We start from the raw sequence: 16,165 nt of genomic DNA, 5'->3' as shown, positions 1-16,165 counted from the left end.
TCTGAAAAGGGTCAATCGAACAGCGCGGCGAAGGCGCGGGCGCGGTCTTGCACCTCAAGGGCGGAGTCCGCGGCAAACAGGGCGTGGATCACGGCCACCATGCTGGCGCCGCGGGCGATCAGGCCGGGGGCGTTCTCCAAGGTCACGCCGCCGATGGCGACGATGGGCTGGGCAAAGCGCGTGCGCGCCTGATCCAGCAGCTCCACGGTGGCGGCCGGGGCGCCGGGCTTGGTATTGGAGTTGAAGAAGCGGCCGAAGGCGATATAGCTGGCGCCTTCGCAGGCGGCGCGCTCGGCCAGCTCCAGCTGGGCATGGCAGGTGCCGCCGATTACGGCATCTGCGCCAAGGCGGACGCGGGCGGCAGCCAGCGAGCCGTCGGTCTGGCCCAGGTGCAGGCCGACGCCCAGACATGCAGCCAGCTCCAGGTCGTCGTTGATGATCAGCGTGGCGCCATGGCGCCGGCACAGTTCGGCCAGGGCCTGCGCTTCATCGAGACGACGCGCGGCGTCGCCCGACTTGTCGCGGTACTGCAGCAGGCGCGCACCGCCGATCAGCGCCGCTTCGGCGTAGGGCAGCAGTTTGCCGCCGGCCAGCAATGGCGTATCGGTGATGGCGTAGAGGCCGCGAAGATTCACGAACAGAAATCCAGCGGCAGGCGGCGCGGCACGTACTGGCCGTGGCCGGGCTCTTCGGCGTCGCGCAGGGTGCGCCAGGTGTAGTCCAGGGCGCTCTTCACGGCGCTGACCAGTTCTTCGCCCAGCGCCAGGCGACCGGCCAGGGTGCTGGCCAGGGTGCAGCCGGAGCCGTGGTAGCTGCCGGGCAGGCGCGCGCAGGTGAAGGTGTGGCGGCTGCCATCGCGGCTGTACAGGCGGTTGTGTACTTCGGCTTCGTCGCCGTGGCCGCCGGTGATCAGCAGGTGCTCGATGAACGGCAGCAGCTTGTTTGCGCATTCGTCGGCCGTACCTTCCGGCAGTTCGGCGAGGATGCGCGCTTCCGGCAGGTTCGGCGTGGCGATGGTGGATACGGCGAACAGGCGCTCGCGCATGGCATAGCCGACGTCGTCCTTGCCCAGCGAGCCGCCGCCTCCGGCGCGCAGCACCGGATCGCAGACCAGCGGTACGCCGGGCAGCTGCTTCATCACCTCGAGTACGGTATCGACCATGTCCACCGAGCCGAGCATGCCCAGCTTGACGGCGGCCACCGGCATATCGGCGATCACCGCACGGGCCTGGGCCAGCACCCAGTCGCGGTCGAGCACGCGGAAGTCGGAGACGTTGACGGTATCCTGTACGGTCAGGGCGGTCACCGTCGGGGCGGCGTGGCAGCCTTGAGCCAGCAGGGCTTCGATATCGGCCTGCAGGCCGGCACCACCGCTGGGGTCGTGACCGGACATGCACAGCACTACGGGGCGGGAGTTTGGCGTTTTCATGGTGCGCGAGCTTATCACTAACAGTCTGTCGATCGCTGCATGACGTGCTGCTTGACAGCCTTCTGATACTTGTCCGTATTGGCGTCAGCCGTCCTGGAAATGGCATCATGCGCGGCCCTACCGCCTGCCCGACTGCCCCGATGACGCTGCGTACCTGCCTGATCATGATGACCGCCCTGGCGGTGATCACCGACAACCTGATCATTCCTTTCTATCCGCAGTATTTCGCCGAGCGCTTCGGCAATCCGCCGGAGCAGCATGTCGGCCTCTATCTGGCGGTGGTCAGCCTGGTGGTGATGGCGGTGTTCCCGCTCTGGGCACGGCTGGCCAAGCGCGTGCATCCGGTGCGCATCCTGATCAGCGCCCAGCTGATGGCCGGTAGCCTGACCGCTGCCTGCTATTTCATCGACTCGCTGCCGCTGTTCTGGGTGGTGTCGCTGCTGATGGTGGTGTTCAAGGGCAGCTACCTGCTGATGTACCCCTACGTGATGAGCCTGCAGCAGCAGGACAACCACACCCAGACCATTGGCACGCTGTCGGTGGTGGTGCACTTCGGCGCCATTCTCGGCGCCGCACTGGGCGGGCTGATCCTGCAGGTGATGAACATCGGCGACGTGTTCCTGGTGATGGCCGCCGGCGACTTCATCCAGATGGCCATCTGCATGCATCTGGTGCGCGGCTACCTGCCTGCGCCGGGCGAGCAGCCGGCGAGCGACGAGGCCCCGGTGAAGAACGAGGCGCGCAGCCTGCCGGCCATCTACCGCCTGTGCCTGGTGATGCTGCTGTTCTACTTCGTCGGCTACGTCACACGGCCGTTCTTCGCCGTCTACTGGCAACAGGTGGCGCAGTGGAACAGCGAGATGGCCGCCGGCTTCGTCTATGCCCTGCCTGGCGCGGTGGCCGTGGCGGCGCTGTGGTGGGGGCGCCGGGCGACCAAGCAGGGCGATACCCGTGACGGCATCCTTGCCGGTTTGCTGCTGGGCGCGGCGGCGACCTTCATCCAGGGCTTCGGCGATCAGTGGCTGATCCTGCTCGGGCGTGTGCTGTTCGGTTGGGCGCTGTATCAGGTCACCGTGCGCCTCGATGCGTTGCTGTTCGAGCTCAGCTCGCCGGAGCACTACGCCGTGGACTTCAGCAAGATCAATATCTTCCAGTGCCTGGGCAACATGGGCTCGGCCTATGGCGCGGGGTTGCTGGTCAGCCATTACGGCCAGGCCATGCCATTCTGGGTTGGCGCTGCCGGTCTGCTGCTGACGGCGGCGCTGTTCCCCCTGCTGGTGCGTAAACCCGCTGCGGCCCGAGTCTGAGTGGCGAATGATAATTTGATGCAGGTGCGTATAGGTGATTAAACTCGCCCTCCGCACTGCCACCGCCATCCGGGTCCGCCGCGATGCAAGACTTCCATTCCACGCCCGATGTGATTCGCCATAACCTGCCCTGGCTCGCCGGCCGTGGCCGCGCACCGACTGGCCTGCGCTGGGAGCTCGCTCGGGCATGCTGAAGCTGCGCGATATCGAAGTACGCCGCGGTGAGCGGGTGACGCTGGCTGTGGACGAGCTGCAGCTGGAGGGAGATCGCTTCACCGTGATCCTCGGCCACAACGGTTCGGGCAAGTCGACCCTGATGAACCTGCTGGCGCGGCAACTCGAGCCAAGCCGGGGTTCGTTGCAGCTGGACGAGCGCCCCCTGGCCGGTTTTTCCGCGCGCGATTTCGCCCGGCGCGTGGCCTTCCTGCCGCAGCATCTGCCCGATGTCGCCGGCCTGACCGTGCGCGAGCTGGTACGCCTGGGGCGTTTTCCCTGGCGTGGGCTGCTCGGTCGCTGGCGTGCCGAGGATCATGCTGCGGTGGAGCGGGCGCTGGCACAGACCGATGTCGCCCATTACGCCGACCACCTGGCCGACAGCTTGTCCGGCGGCGAGCGCCAGCGTGCCTGGATCGCCATGCTGTTGGCCCAGCAATCGCCACTGCTGCTGCTGGATGAGCCGACCTCGGCCCTGGATCTGGCCCACCAGTACGAGCTGATGGGGCTGCTGCGCCAGCTCAACCGTGACAGCGGGCGCGGTATCGTCGCCATTCTTCACGACATCAACCTGACTGCACGGCATGCCGACCGGGTCATCGCTCTCAAGCAGGGGGGCATCTTCTTCGATGGCAGCCCGGACGAATTGCTCGACGGTCCGCTGCTCAGTCAGCTTTACGACATCGATATCCAGCTGATCGAGCAGCCCGGCAGCGTACGCAAGATTGCCGTGGTGGCCTGAACATGACGGCCGTTACGGCGCTATCACGCCATATCCTGACGTTGTCCCTGTTATTGCCCCTGGCGCTGCTGCATCTGTGGCTGGCCGCGGACCTCAGCCCGCTCGAACTCTGGGCCATGCTTGGCGCGGCCGGGGAGAGTTTCGAGAGCCTGCAGTTGCAGTTGTCGGCGTTGCCCCGGCTGAGCATGGCCCTGCTGGTGGGCGCTGCGTTGGGGCTGTCCGGCAGCCTGCTGCAGCAGATTACCCAGAACCGCCTGGTTTCCCCCATGACCATTGGCGCCTCGTCGGGGGCCTGGCTCGGCCTGGTGCTGGCCACCCTGCTGGTGCCGGCCTTCGCCGCCAGCCACGGTCAGTGGGCGGCGCTCGGCGGAGCGCTGCTGGCGGTCGGCCTGGTGCTGCTGATTGCCGGGCGCAGCGGCATCGGCGGCCTGCCGCTGGTGCTCGGCGGCATGGCCATGAACCTGCTGCTCGGCGCACTGGCTGCCGGGCTGGTGCTGATCAACAACCAGTACACCCAGGGCCTGTTCGTCTGGGGCGCAGGGGACCTGGCGCAGATCGACTGGCATTGGGTGCAGTGGCTGTGGCCCAAGTTGCTGCTGGCCGTACCGCTGCTGATCCTCGCGCCGCGGCCGCTCAGTCTCCTGCAATTGGGTAGTGAGGCCGCTCAAGGTCGTGGCCTGGCGCTATGGCCGGTGATGCTGGTGCTGTTTCTGGCAGCGCTGTGGTTGTGTGCGGTATCGATCACCGCAGTAGGCCTGATCGGCTTCATCGGTCTGCTCACGCCCAATCTGGCGAAGATGCTGGGTGCCCGCACGGCGCGTGACGAGCTGACGTACAGCGCGCTGCTCGGCGCCTTGCTGCTGCTGACTACCGACGCCCTGGCGTTGCTGGCCAATCAGCTCAGCGGCCAGCTGGTGCCCAGCGGCGCGGCTGCTGCGCTGATCGGCGCCCCGGTGCTGTTGTGGCTGGCGCGTCGGCATCTGGCGGCCGAAGACCCGCATGGGCTGCAGCTGCCAGCCGGCGCCGAACGTCTTGGCTGGCGCGGGGCGCTGTGCATAGTGCTCCTGACTGCGGTGGCGCTGACGCTGGCTCTGGGACTCGCCCGGGGGCTCGATGGCTGGCGCCTGCAATGGCCATCGGCGCTGGCCTGGTCGCTGCGCTGGCCGCGCGTGCTCACCGCCGCTGCGGCGGGCGCCGGGCTGGCGATCTCCGGTCTGTTGTTACAACGCCTGCTGCGAAATCCCCTGGCCAGTCCGGATATTCTCGGCCTGTCGGCCGGTGCCACGCTGGCCGTGATGCTGGCGCTGACCTGGTTCGGCGGCGCCTTGCTCGGGTCCGTCGCGCCGCTGGCGGCGTTCATCGGCAGCCTGGTGGTACTGGCGGTATTGATGCTGCTGGGGCGGGGCCATCAGTATTCGCCGGCATTGATGGCGCTGCTGGGCATTTCCCTGGGGGCGCTGCTCAATGCTGCGCTGCAGTTCGTGCTGGCCAAGGGCACGGGAGATTCCTTCGCGCTGCTCGGCTGGCTGGCCGGCTCCACCTACCGTGCCACGCCGGCGCAGGCGCTGTGGCTGACCCTCGGCGTGCTGCTGTTCGGCGCGTTGGCATTGGTGTTCCACCGCGCGCTGACGCTGATCGGTATCGGCGATGGCGTGGCGGCCAGTCGCGGCCTCAATGTGCCGCGGCTGCGTCTGGCGTTGCTGGTGCTGGTGGCGCTGCTCTGCGCGCTGGTCACCAGCCTGCTCGGGCCGGTGGCATTTCTCGGCCTGCTGGCGCCGCATATCGCGGTGATGCTTGGGGCGCGCCGCGTGGCGCCGCAATTGTTGCTTGCCGCTGCGCTGGGCGCGGTACTGATGCTGCTGGCTGACTGGGTCGGGCGCACGTTGATCTTCCCGTTGCAGATTCCGGTGGGCATCGTCGCCTCGGTGCTGTGTGGTGGTTATTTCGTGTTTCTGTTGATTCGCGGGAGGCTGGCATGAGGCAGTGGCTGCTGGGCGCGTTGCTGCTCTGGCTGACGCCGGCCTGGGCCGGCGAGGCTCCACGGGTGGCCGCGTTGAGTTGGGAGGCCACCGAGCACCTGCTGATGCTCGATGTAACACCGCTGGCCGTGGCCGATGCCGGCGACTACCGCGCCTGGGTGGTGCGGCCGACGCTGCCTGATGAGGTGCCCTCGGTCGGCTCGCGCCTGGAACCCAACCTCGAGTTGCTGGCCGAACTGCAGCCGCAGCTGATCGTCATTCCGCCCCTGCTCGAAGACATCCGGCCACTGCTCGAACGCATCGCGCCGGTCCAGGTGTACCAGGGCTTCAGCCAACAGCACGACAACCTGCAGGCGCAGCGCGAAGCCTTTCTCGATCTGGCGCGCGCTCTCGGCCGCGAGGCATTGGCCGATCAGCGCCTGCAGGCCATGGAGACCGAATTGGCACGGTGGCGTGAGCGCTTGCAGGCTCATTACGGCGGGCACCTGCCGGCGGTCACGGTGATTCGCTTTTCATCGCCGACGGCAGTGTTCATCAACGGCCCCAACTCCATGCCGCAGCACGCGCTGACGTTGCTCGGCCTGCAGCCGGCGATGTCACTGGCGCCGAGTCCGTGGGGCATCACTCAGGTGCCGATCACCGCGCTGGGGCGCATCGAGCAGGGGGTGGTGCTGCATATCGAGCCCTTTGCCCAGGAGGCGCAGCTGTTCGCCTCGCCGTTGTGGCAGGCGATGCCCTTCGTGCGCGAACGGCGCTTCGCCGGAATGCCTTCGACCTGGACCTATGGCGGGGTGTTCTCCCTGCAGTATCTGGCTGAATCCATCACGCAAGCTTTGCTCAAACTGCCTGCCGAATCTGGAAAATAGCCTCGACAGTCCCTAGAGTAGGGCGATTCATATATAAGTCTGCCATGCGTGACGGCGCCATCCAGGGCTGATGGGGGCCTGAGTGTCGTTCGACAAGGCTAGTGGAGTCGTATGTCCCGGCTGCTCCTGCTCTTCTTGAGCTTCGTTTTTCCCTCGCTCGTGGGCGCCGTTACCTTCGACGAACAGATGCGCATGCTGCCGCTGGGGCAGAGCATGTATGTGTTTGAGGACGTGCGCGGCGATGCCAGCATCGACGACGTCGCTTCGCCGGCCGTGCAGGGCAGCTTCCGCCTGCATGACAAGCCCGTACTCAACGCCGGTTATTCGCGCTCGGTGTTCTGGTTGCGTCTGGATCTCGAATATCGCCCCGTGCAGGCGCAGGGCGACCGCAACTGGCTGCTGGAGCTGGCCTATCCGCCGCTCGACCACCTCGAGCTCTATCTGCCTGACGAAGACGGCAGTTTCGCTCTGGCGCAGCGCACCGGGGATGCGCTGCCGTTCGACAGCCGACAGATCCGCCAGAACAACTACCTGTTCGAACTGAACCTGGAGCCGGGGCAGGTCAAGCGCATCTACCTGCGTCTGGAAAGCCAGGGCTCGATCCAGGCGCCGCTGACCTTGTGGGCGCCCAACGCCTATCTGGAGGAGCAGCCCGGGCGCATCTACGTCCTCGGCATCATCTACGGCGTGTTGCTGGTAATGCTGGTCTACAACCTGTTCATCTTCCTCAGCGTGCGCGACACCAGCTACCTCTACTACATTCTCTACATCGCCTCGTTCGGCCTTTATCAGATATCGGTCAACGGCGCCGGCATCGAATTCTTCTGGCCCAACAGCCCCTGGTGGGCCAATGCCGCGACGCCGTTTCTGATCGGCTCTGCCGCTCTGTTCGGCTGCCAGTTCGCGCGCAGCTTCCTGCACACCTCCGAGCACAGTCCCTGGGTCGACCGCTTGTTGCTGCTGCTCATGGCCTGCGGCGCCGTGGTGATGATCCTGGCGCTAAGCATCAGTTATGCGACGGCGTTGCGCCTGGCGACCTACCTGGCATTGCTGTTCACCGTGGTGATCTTCGCTGCCGGTATCCTCGCCTGGCTGCGCGGTATGCGCGTGGCGCGCTACTTCATCTTTGCCTGGACGGCCTTCCTCGTCGGCGGCATCGTCAATACGCTCATGGTGCTGGGCTATCTGCCCAACGTCTTTCTTACCATGTATGCCAGCCAGATCGGTTCGGCGCTGGAGGTCAGCCTGCTGTCGCTTGCACTGGCCGATCGCATCAACGCGATGAAGGAGGAGCGTGCGCGCATCCTTCAGGAAGCGGGGCACAAGCTCGAGGAGCTGAACCAGGAACTGGCCGACAGCAACCGCTTCAAGGACGAGTTCCTCGCCACCGTCACCCATGAACTGCGTACGCCAATGAACGGTGTGATCGGCTCGCTGGAGCTGATGCAGACGGTGAAGATGGACGTCGAGCTGGAGCAGTACCAGAAGACCGCCGCCGCCTCGGCACGCGACATGATGCGCATGGTCAACGATATCCTCGCGCTTACCGAGCTGCAGGCCGGCAAGCTCTATCCACGGCGAGAGGCATTCAGTCTGCGCGGCCTGTTCGACGGGCTGCGTGCGCAGTACGCGCCGCGCGCCGAGGACAAGGGGCTGACCTTCGCGCTGGAACTGGACGACAGCTTGCCCGACACCCTGGAGGGCGACGCCGCCAAGCTGGCCCAGGCCCTGGGCTACCTGCTGGACAATGCCATCAAGTTCACCAGCGAGGGCAGCGTGACGCTGCAGGTCGGTCGCGTCGGCAGCCAGGGCAATAATCTGCCGTTGAGCGTGATCGTCAGTGATACCGGTATCGGTTTCGCCCATGGCGAGAGTGACCTGTATCAGCGTTTCCACCAGCTCGACGGTTCCATGACTCGCAAGTACGGCGGCTTGGGTATCGGCCTGGCGATCTGCCGGCAACTGGTCGATTTGCTTGGCGGCAGTCTGAGCCATGAGTCGCAGCCCGAGGTCGGCAGCCGCTTCCGCCTCAACGTGCCGCTGACGCTTCCGGAGCAGCAGGCGATACCGGTCGTGCGCCCTCAGCGCTTGCCGAGTGGCATCGCGCAACGTCAGGCGCAGCAGTGCAGGGTGCTGATCGTCGAGGACAACGCAATCAACCAGTTGGTAACGCGCGGCATGCTGCTAAAGCTGGGCTACCGCGTGCGCACGGCCGACAACGGCGCCGAGGCGCTGGAGCTGCTGCGCGGCGAAAGCGTCGACGCCGTGCTTCTGGACTGCCAGATGCCGGTTATGGACGGATTCGCCACCTGTCGTGCAATTCGCGCGCTACCCGGTTGCGCTGAATTGCCGGTGCTGGCGATCACAGCGCACAGCCACAGCGGCGACCGCGAGCGCTGTCTGGCTGCCGGCATGAGCGATTACCTGGCCAAGCCGGTCAAGTTCGAAGAGCTGCGCGTATTGCTGCACGACTGGGTGTTGTGCCGGCCGCCCGCCGTCTCCTAGCGCTGCGCCTGGGTAGGGCGGTGCAAGCCGCCATGGAGGCCAGGCCGGTCTGTTACCGGCCCATGTCTGCAGTCGTTGCGGCCAGGTACTTGTACCTGGCCGCAACAAGTCCTGCCGCGCTATCGATGGCTTCGGCGCAACCTGTCTACCGATGTCTGTTCGGCCGCAGATTTGGCCGGATCGTCCCTTTAGCCATGATCTGAATCCTGATTCACTGCTGCAGAGTGAATCAGGATTCAGACCATGGCTTACCGCATCACCGAAGCGCGAATCGACCGCGACCAGGCCCAGCGCCAGCGCATTCTCGGCTGCGCGCTGGAAAGGGTCTGTGCCGGTGGTTTCGCCGCCCTGACCATGCAGGCGCTGGCCGACGACGTTGGCATCGCCACCGGTAGCCTGTACCGGCACTTTCGCAGCAAGGGTGAACTGGCTGCCGAAGTCTTCGCCGCGGCCAGTCAGCGTGAAGTGGATGCCCTGGCTGCTGCCTTGCGTGGGCCGGGAACTGCCAGCGCACGTCTGCGCCTTGGTCTGGAACAATTCGCTGCCCGCGCCTGGCATAGCCGCCGTCTGGCCTTCGCCTTGATCGCCGAGCCTGTCGATCCAGAGGTCGACGAGCAACGCCTGCTCTATCGTGAAGCCTACGCCGAGCTGTTCAGCGATCTGCTGGAGGAGGGCGTCGGCGCTGGTGAGTTTCGTGTCGAGCAGATCGGCCTGGTGGCGGCCTGCCTGGTCGGCGCCATTGCCGAGGCTCTGGTCGGACCGCTGTCGCCGCCTGCCCGCGCCGCTCGCGAAGCGGGTAGACCCACTCTGCAACTGGCGCAGGTCAGCGCCAGCCTCGTCACCTTCTGCCTGCGCGCCGTGGGCGCCAAGGAGTCAAACCGATGAAACCCAGTCTGCACGCCGAAACCCATGAGGTGTTCAACCAGGTGCCCAGCCTCGACGGCGCCAACCTCTACCGTCTCGATCTGCCACTGCAGGAGTGGGTGCGCCGCTACGATGGCGGCTGGGCCGACGAGCGTTTGAGTACCTACGGTGCATTGGCCGGTGGCGCGCTGATGCAGGCGGGCTTTCTCGCCAACGAGAACAAGCCGGTGTTCAAGAGCCATGACCGCTACGGCAACCGCATCGACCTGGTGGAATTCCACCCGGCCTATCACGAGCTGATGCGCACAGCCATCGAGCAGGGCCTGCCGTCGCTGCCCTGGACCGACCCGCGCGCCGGTGCCCATGTTGCCCGCGCCGGGCTTTCCTATCTGCACAGCCAGGCCGAGTCCGCCAGCGGTTGCCCGCTGACCATGACCTTCGCCGCAGTGCCCGCCATTCGCCTGCAGCCCAATATCGCCGAGCAGTGGCTGCCGAAGATACTTGCCACCGAGTACGACCCGCGCAATCTGCCGATGGAGCAGAAGGCCGGCGTCACCATCGGCATGGCCATGACCGAGAAGCAGGGCGGCACCGACGTGCGCGCCAACACTACTCGCGCCTATGCCATCGGTCTCGGCGGGCCGGGGCAGGGCTACGAGCTGGTCGGCCACAAGTGGTTCTGCTCGGCCCCGATGTGCGACGCCTTCCTCACCCTTGCCTACACCGACAAGGGGTTGAGCTGCTTCCTGCTGCCGCGTCACCGCCCGGACGGCACGCGCAACGCGTTCTACATCCAGCGCCTGAAGAACAAGCTGGGCAACTGGGCCAACGCCTCCAGCGAGGTGGAATACCGCGGCGCCTTCGCCTGGATGCTCGGCGAGGAAGGGCGCGGCGTGCCCACCATCATCGAGATGGTGGCCATGACCCGCTTCGACTGCATGGTCGGTTCCAGCAGCCTGATGCGCCAGGCGTTGACCCAGGCCGCGCACCACTGCGCGCATCGCCAGGTGGGCGGCAAGATCCTCGCCGACCAGCCGTTGATGCAGAACGTCCTGGCCGACCTGGCGCTGGAGAGCGAAGCCGCGCTGGCGCTGTGCATGCGCATGGGCCGCGCGCTCGATCATCTGCATGACGAGCAGGAAGACAAGTTCGCCCGCCTGGTCACCGCCGTGGGCAAGTACTGGATCTGCAAGCGCGCCCCGGAAATGATCTACGAGGCCAGTGAATGCATGGGCGGCGCCGGCTACGTCGAGGAAACCATCATGCCGCGTCTGTATCGTGAGGCGCCGGTCAACTCGATCTGGGAAGGTTCAGGCAACGTACAGTGCCTGGACGTGCTGCGCGCCCTGTCCAAGGAGCCCGGCGTGCTCGACGCATTGTTCACCGAACTGGGCGATGGCCATGGCGATGCCCGTCTCAAGGCGCATATCCAAAGGCTCAAGGCTGATTTCAGCGACACCGCTGACGTTCAATACCGCGCCCGTCAGCTCACCGAGGACATGGCTGTGGCACTGCAGGCCAAGCTGTTGCTGGAAGCTGGCAACAGCTTGGTCAGCGACGCCTTTATCGCCAGCCGCCTGGAGGGCCGCGGCCGCGTCTACGGCACGCTGCCGCGCGGCATCGACGTCGAAGCGCTGCTGGCGCGTAGCACGCCGCATCTGCTTTGATGTGGCAGCGATCTTTTACCAGGGGAGTTGGTTTTTTTCAGCCGATTTTCTTTTGGGAACAACTGTGCGTGCGAAGAGGACTGAGACGATCAGTCTGGCCGCTGTTTTTTAGCCAGACGGGCGGGTAATCTGGCGGCCGATGGTTCTGCGTTCACAGTCGTGACGCGGATGAAAAGGGAACAGGGTGCGGTGAATCTTGCCAATGCCCTGGCTGCCCCCGCAACTGTAAGCGGCGAACGAAGCCCCTCATGCCACTGACTTCGGTCGGGAAGGCGGGCGAAGTGCCAAGCCGTGAGCCAGGAGACCTGCCATCGGCAACGGGCGTTTCGCCCATCCTTCATCCGAATCGTCGCGCGGTGGGCGCGGCCAAGGAACTTGCATGCATATCGAACCGGGCGTCGTCGAAGGCGCCAAGATTTTCCTCAGTTACGCAACGGCGGTCGCTGCCTTCGGCCTGACCGCCAAACTGGCGCGCGATGCCATCCGCGACAACGGCGGCGTCACCGCGCTGGCGCTGCGCAGCCTGCTGACCACCGCGCTGGTATTCTGCTTCTTCGAGGTATTGCCGCATCACCCCGTGGGTGTTTCCGAAGTACACCTGATTCTTGGCTCGACCCTGCTGCTGCTGTTCGGCGCCGGCGCCACCGCCATCGGTCTGGCCGCAGGTCTGCTGCTGCAGGGCCTGCTGTTCGCCCAGTTCGATTTGCCGCAGTACGGCATGAACGTCACCACCCTGTTGATTCCGCTGTGGGGCATCAGTCTGTTGGCCAAGCGTATCGTCGCTCCGGGTACCGCCTACGTCGATCTCTCTTACAAGCAGGCGCTGGCGCTGTCGACTGCCTATCAGGGCGGCATCGTTGCCTGGGTCGCGTTCTGGGCCTTTTACGGTCACGGCTTCACCAGTGACAACCTGGCCGCCGTGGGCAGCTTCGGCCTGGCCTACATGAGCGTGATCCTGATCGAGCCGCTGATCGATCTTGGCGTGCTGGCCGCAGCCAAGGCGCTGTCGCGTTTCAGCCAGGGGCCGCTGTTCAACGCGCGCCTGCATCAGGCTGCCGTCTGATGACAGCGTGGCGACCGAATTGCCGGTCGCCACGCTATGTTTTGCCACAAGGATGCAGGCAAGATAGGCGCGTACGTTCAGTCAGGAAGATGCGCCGTGAAAGCCTGCTCAGATGATTTCATCATTGCCCACACTCCCGAAGAGGCGGTCGACCGCCTCGCCGCGTTGCACCAGGAAGCCACTGGCGCCCTGAGTCACGCACTCAAGCGCTACCTCAAGGAGCGCATCCGCCCGGACGCCAGCGAGCACTGCCTGTTCCGCTATCCCGAATTGCGCCTGACCTACCTGTGCCAGGGCGAGGTGCCGACCACCGTACGTGCCTACGCCAAGGTGCAGGTTCCGGGTACCTACGCGATCACCGTGACCCAGCCGGCTGCCTTTCGCAAATACCTGCTGGAGCAGCTGCGTCCTCTGATGAACGACTTCACCCTGCGTGTGGAAGTCGGCCGCAGCCAGCAGAATATTCCCTACCCCTACGTGGTCGAGGGCGGTGACGAGCTGGCCGGCAGTGGCGTGACCGCTGCCGAGCTGGCGCGAGTGTTCCCCAGCACCGATCTGTCTGCCGCCACCGACGGCACCGCCGATGGCCTGTATGACTGGGAGAATATCGACCCGTTGCCGCTGGCTCTGTTCGACGCAGCGCGTACCGATTTTTCTCTCAAGCGCATACAGCACTACACCGGCAGCGATTGGAGCCACGTGCAGCCGTGGATTCTGCTGACCAACTACCACCGCTACGTCGACCAGTTCATCCGCCATGGCCTGGATATGCTGGTGGGTGACTCGCGCTTCACCCGTATGGTGCTGCCGGGCAACGTGGTGGTCGAGCGCGGCATGGCCGAGGGCGAGATGCAGGCGATCATCGAGAACGTGGTCTGGCACCGCTACCAGATGCCGGCCTACCATCTGCAGGCGGATGACGGCCATGGCATCACCCTGGTCAATATCGGCGTCGGTCCGTCCAATGCCAAGAACATTACCGATCACCTCGCCGTGCTGCGCCCGCATTGCTGGCTGATGATCGGTCACTGCGGCGGCCTGCGGCAGTCGCAGACCATCGGCGATTACGTGCTGGCCCACGCCTATATGCGCCGCGACGGAATTCTTGACCGCGTGCTGCCGCCGCACATCCCGCTGCCGGCGCTGGCCGAGGTGCAGCAGGCGCTGCAGGAAGCCGCCAAGCTGGTCACCGGTGAAGAGGGTGACGAGCTGAAAAAGCGCCTGCGTACCGGCACCGTGCTGACCTACGACGATCGCAACTGGGAGCTGCGCTGGGCTCAGGAGCGGCCGCTGATCAATCTGTCGCGTGCGGTGGCGGTGGACATGGAAAGCGGCACCATCGCCGCGCAAGGCTATCGCCTACGGGTGCCCTACGGCACGCTGCTGTGCGTGTCGGACAAACCCCTGCACAGTGAGATCAAGCTGCCAGGCGCGGCGGGCGCCTTCTACGAACGTGCGGTGACTCAGCACCTGCATATCGGCATCGCGGCGTTGGAGCTGATGCGCAGTCAGCTTAACTCGCTGCATTCGCGCAAGTTGCGCAGCTTCGACGAGCCACCGTTCCGTTGAGCGTCTGAGGTGGGTGTGGCCTGACGCACAGTCCGGTCACGCCCTGGCGTTAGGCTGCAGTGTTCTGGTTTACACTCGCGCCCGTCATGGACGAACGAGGCGATAGGCATGGAGCAGGCACGTCTGCTGCTCACGGCACTGTGGGAACCCTTCAGTTTCTTCAATCTTTTTCTCTACACCGGTCTGGCGCTTCTGCTTGGCGCGGTTGCTGGCCTGTTGCTGGCGTTCAAGCTGCACCGGTTGGGCTGGCTGGCACGTAACAAGCGCTGGCACCACTGGCTGCTCAAACTCTACTTTCTGCTGCTGCCCCTGGCCGGAGGTTTTCTCGGCGTCCAGGGTGGGCTGTTGTACGGCAGCCAGCAGCAGATCAATCGCCATCTCGATAGCTATGCGCCTCTGGTGCAGGCACTGGCCGACGATATCTGGAGCGACTTCCAGGCCTATGTCGAGGCGCAGGAGCAGGGACTATTGGCCGTGCGTGATGTCAGTGTGCAGACGCTGCTCAAGCAGCTGGCGCTGGACTACGTCCATCGTGAGCGGCTGCAAGAAGCTGGCGAGCGCGCCGAAGCCTCGACCACTGAACGCATCGCCTTCGACCTGCTCGACCGGCTGCGTGCCAGTCTGCTGGGCAAGGCGATAGGCGAGATGGCAGTGGAGAAAACCGCCCGTTACAGCGGGCTCAACGAGAAGGTGCTGAATCAGGTGCTGGATGCGCGTATCGAGCAGCTCTTTCAGGCCGAGTTCCTCCTCGGCCTGCTCAAGCGGCAGATCGGCCATGTGTTCAAGCCGTTCTATATCGCATTGCTGATTCAGCTTGGTCTGCTGCTGGCTCTGATCGCTGCGGAATGGGGCGTTTCGCGCCGGTTACGGCAGACGCCCGGACGGCTGCCTGCCGAGCCTCTGCCGCTGGCCTGAGTCAGGCTGCGGCTGGTGCTTCGTCACGCAGCAGGTCGGCCAGCGCCAGCCGGTCGATGTTGGCGCCGCTGAGCACCACGGCAACACGCTGGCCGGCGTTGCGTTCGCGCTCCTGTAGCAGGCCTGCCAGGGCGGCAGCGCCGGCGCCTTCGGCGAGGTTGTGAGTGTCCTCGTGATAGGCGCGGATGGCGGTGCGAATTTCCGCATCGTCGACCCGCAGGATGCGCGCCGCGCCCGCGCTGATAACGTCCAATGCCAATTGCTGCGGTTGGCGGCAGGCCATGCCGTCGGCCAGGGTGACGGCGCGTTCGGTCTGTACCAGGCAACCTTGTTCGAAACTCTGCGCGTAGGCATCGGCGCCGCTGGCGACCACGCCGACGATTTCGGTGTCGAGGCCGAGCAGGTCGCGGGTGCGGATCATGCCGCAGATGCCCGAGCCGAGGCCGATGGGCACGTACACCCGGCGCAGGTTCGGTACCGCCTCAAGCAGTTCCAGGGCATAGGTGGCCACGCCGCGCACCAGATCCTCGTGCAGCGACGGCACCCAGTGCAGGCCGTCGCGTTCGGCCAGACGCGCGGCCTCGGCGCGGGCTTCGTCGAAGTCGCGGCCATGTTCGATCACCTCGGCGCCAAGGGCACGCATCGCGGCGTTCTTCTCGCGGGCGTTGCCGTGCGGCACCAGGATGCGGATCGCCAGTCCCGCTGCGCGTGCAGCCAGCGCCAGGCTCTGGCCATGGTTGCCGCGGGTGGCGGTGACGAGGCCGCGCACCTGCGGCTCGCGGCGCAGCAGGGCGTCGATGTAGACCAGCCCGCCGCGCACCTTGAAGGCGGCGGTGGGCGCGTGGTTCTCGTGCTTGACCCACAGCTCGCAACCCGTGCGCTGGCACAGCAGCGGCCAGCTCAGCTGTGGCGTGGGCGCCATATGGCGGTGAACCAGTTGGGCGCTCTGGCGCAGTTGGGCGAGGTCGAACATGACGGGTACTCCGGGTGGCGTTGACCCCGATGCTAGTGCGGTGCATTGTATGGGTAAATCTTTATATTGCATG

Annotated in this window: 13 protein-coding genes and 1 riboswitch; of the genes, 10 read left to right on the top strand and 3 right to left on the bottom strand. The window is 65.5% G+C overall.

The annotated features are described in order from the left end of the window. Window positions 1-11 precede the first annotated feature (11 nt). A complete protein-coding gene (gene thiE / locus DXK50_RS19365) occupies window positions 12-635 on the bottom strand; it encodes a thiamine phosphate synthase (protein WP_212631461.1) in 624 nt (207 codons plus the stop codon). Continuing rightward, window positions 632-1,429, bottom strand: a complete 798-nt coding sequence (locus DXK50_RS19360; RefSeq protein ID WP_212631460.1) for a hydroxymethylpyrimidine/phosphomethylpyrimidine kinase — start codon at window positions 1,427-1,429, stop codon at window positions 632-634. The genes thiE and DXK50_RS19360 overlap by 4 nt, the downstream gene beginning before the upstream one ends. Window positions 1,430-1,569: 140 nt before the next feature. On the opposite strand from DXK50_RS19360, the gene DXK50_RS19355 reads away from it, so the two are divergent. From DXK50_RS19355 to DXK50_RS19310, 10 genes are all read left to right on the top strand, one after another. Then, window positions 1,570-2,736, top strand: coding sequence for an MFS transporter (locus DXK50_RS19355; RefSeq protein ID WP_212631522.1), 1,167 nt, complete (start codon window positions 1,570-1,572; stop codon window positions 2,734-2,736). A 187-nt stretch (window positions 2,737-2,923) separates the two neighbouring features. Further along, the gene (locus tag DXK50_RS19350; RefSeq protein ID WP_212631459.1) at window positions 2,924-3,691 is read left to right on the top strand and encodes an ABC transporter ATP-binding protein; all 768 of its coding nucleotides are present in this window, start codon (window positions 2,924-2,926) and stop codon (window positions 3,689-3,691) included. A 2-nt stretch (window positions 3,692-3,693) separates the two neighbouring features. Continuing rightward, complete coding sequence (gene fhuB, locus DXK50_RS19345) at window positions 3,694-5,670, top strand: Fe(3+)-hydroxamate ABC transporter permease FhuB (protein ID WP_212631458.1); 1,977 nt, start codon at window positions 3,694-3,696, stop codon at window positions 5,668-5,670. Beyond that, entirely contained in the window at window positions 5,667-6,536 is an 870-nt protein-coding gene (locus DXK50_RS19340) for an iron-siderophore ABC transporter substrate-binding protein (protein ID WP_212631457.1), read from the top strand. The genes fhuB and DXK50_RS19340 overlap by 4 nt, the downstream gene beginning before the upstream one ends. Before the next feature lie 111 nt (window positions 6,537-6,647). Next, a complete protein-coding gene (locus DXK50_RS19335; RefSeq protein WP_212631456.1) occupies window positions 6,648-9,041 on the top strand; it encodes a hybrid sensor histidine kinase/response regulator in 2,394 nt (797 codons plus the stop codon). Window positions 9,042-9,284: 243 nt separating this feature from the next. Next, window positions 9,285-9,926 carry a TetR/AcrR family transcriptional regulator gene (locus DXK50_RS19330; protein ID WP_212631455.1) on the top strand — a complete coding sequence of 214 codons (642 nt, stop codon included), beginning with the start codon at window positions 9,285-9,287 and terminating at the stop codon, window positions 9,924-9,926. Further along, the gene (locus tag DXK50_RS19325) at window positions 9,923-11,572 is read left to right on the top strand and encodes an acyl-CoA dehydrogenase family protein (protein ID WP_212631454.1); all 1,650 of its coding nucleotides are present in this window, start codon (window positions 9,923-9,925) and stop codon (window positions 11,570-11,572) included. The genes DXK50_RS19330 and DXK50_RS19325 overlap by 4 nt, the downstream gene beginning before the upstream one ends. A gap of 123 nt (window positions 11,573-11,695) precedes the next feature. Beyond that, window positions 11,696-11,899, top strand: a riboswitch (cobalamin riboswitch). Between the two features lie 52 nt (window positions 11,900-11,951). Continuing rightward, window positions 11,952-12,635 carry an energy-coupling factor ABC transporter permease gene (locus tag DXK50_RS19320; protein ID WP_212631453.1) on the top strand — a complete coding sequence of 228 codons (684 nt, stop codon included), beginning with the start codon at window positions 11,952-11,954 and terminating at the stop codon, window positions 12,633-12,635. 96 nt (window positions 12,636-12,731) lie between these two features. Continuing rightward, window positions 12,732-14,204 (top strand): AMP nucleosidase, encoded by a 1,473-nt coding sequence (gene amn, locus DXK50_RS19315; protein ID WP_161867325.1) that lies wholly within the window; start codon window positions 12,732-12,734, stop codon window positions 14,202-14,204. A gap of 108 nt (window positions 14,205-14,312) precedes the next feature. Beyond that, complete coding sequence (locus tag DXK50_RS19310; RefSeq protein ID WP_212631452.1) at window positions 14,313-15,119, top strand: hypothetical protein; 807 nt, start codon at window positions 14,313-14,315, stop codon at window positions 15,117-15,119. A gap of 1 nt (window position 15,120) precedes the next feature. Here the strand turns inward: DXK50_RS19310 and DXK50_RS19305 are convergent, their stop codons facing one another. Next, window positions 15,121-16,092: a threonine dehydratase gene (locus tag DXK50_RS19305; RefSeq protein WP_212631451.1), complete on the bottom strand. Its 972-nt coding sequence runs from the start codon at window positions 16,090-16,092 to the stop codon at window positions 15,121-15,123. Window positions 16,093-16,165 lie beyond the last annotated feature (73 nt).

This window comes from Pseudomonas sp. KB-10 (assembly GCF_018221585.1).
Taxonomy (GTDB): Bacteria; Pseudomonadota; Gammaproteobacteria; order Pseudomonadales; family Pseudomonadaceae; genus Aquipseudomonas; species Aquipseudomonas yangonensis.
Note: the sequence above shows the minus strand (reverse complement) of the source record. Positions and strands in the feature narration are given on the sequence as shown.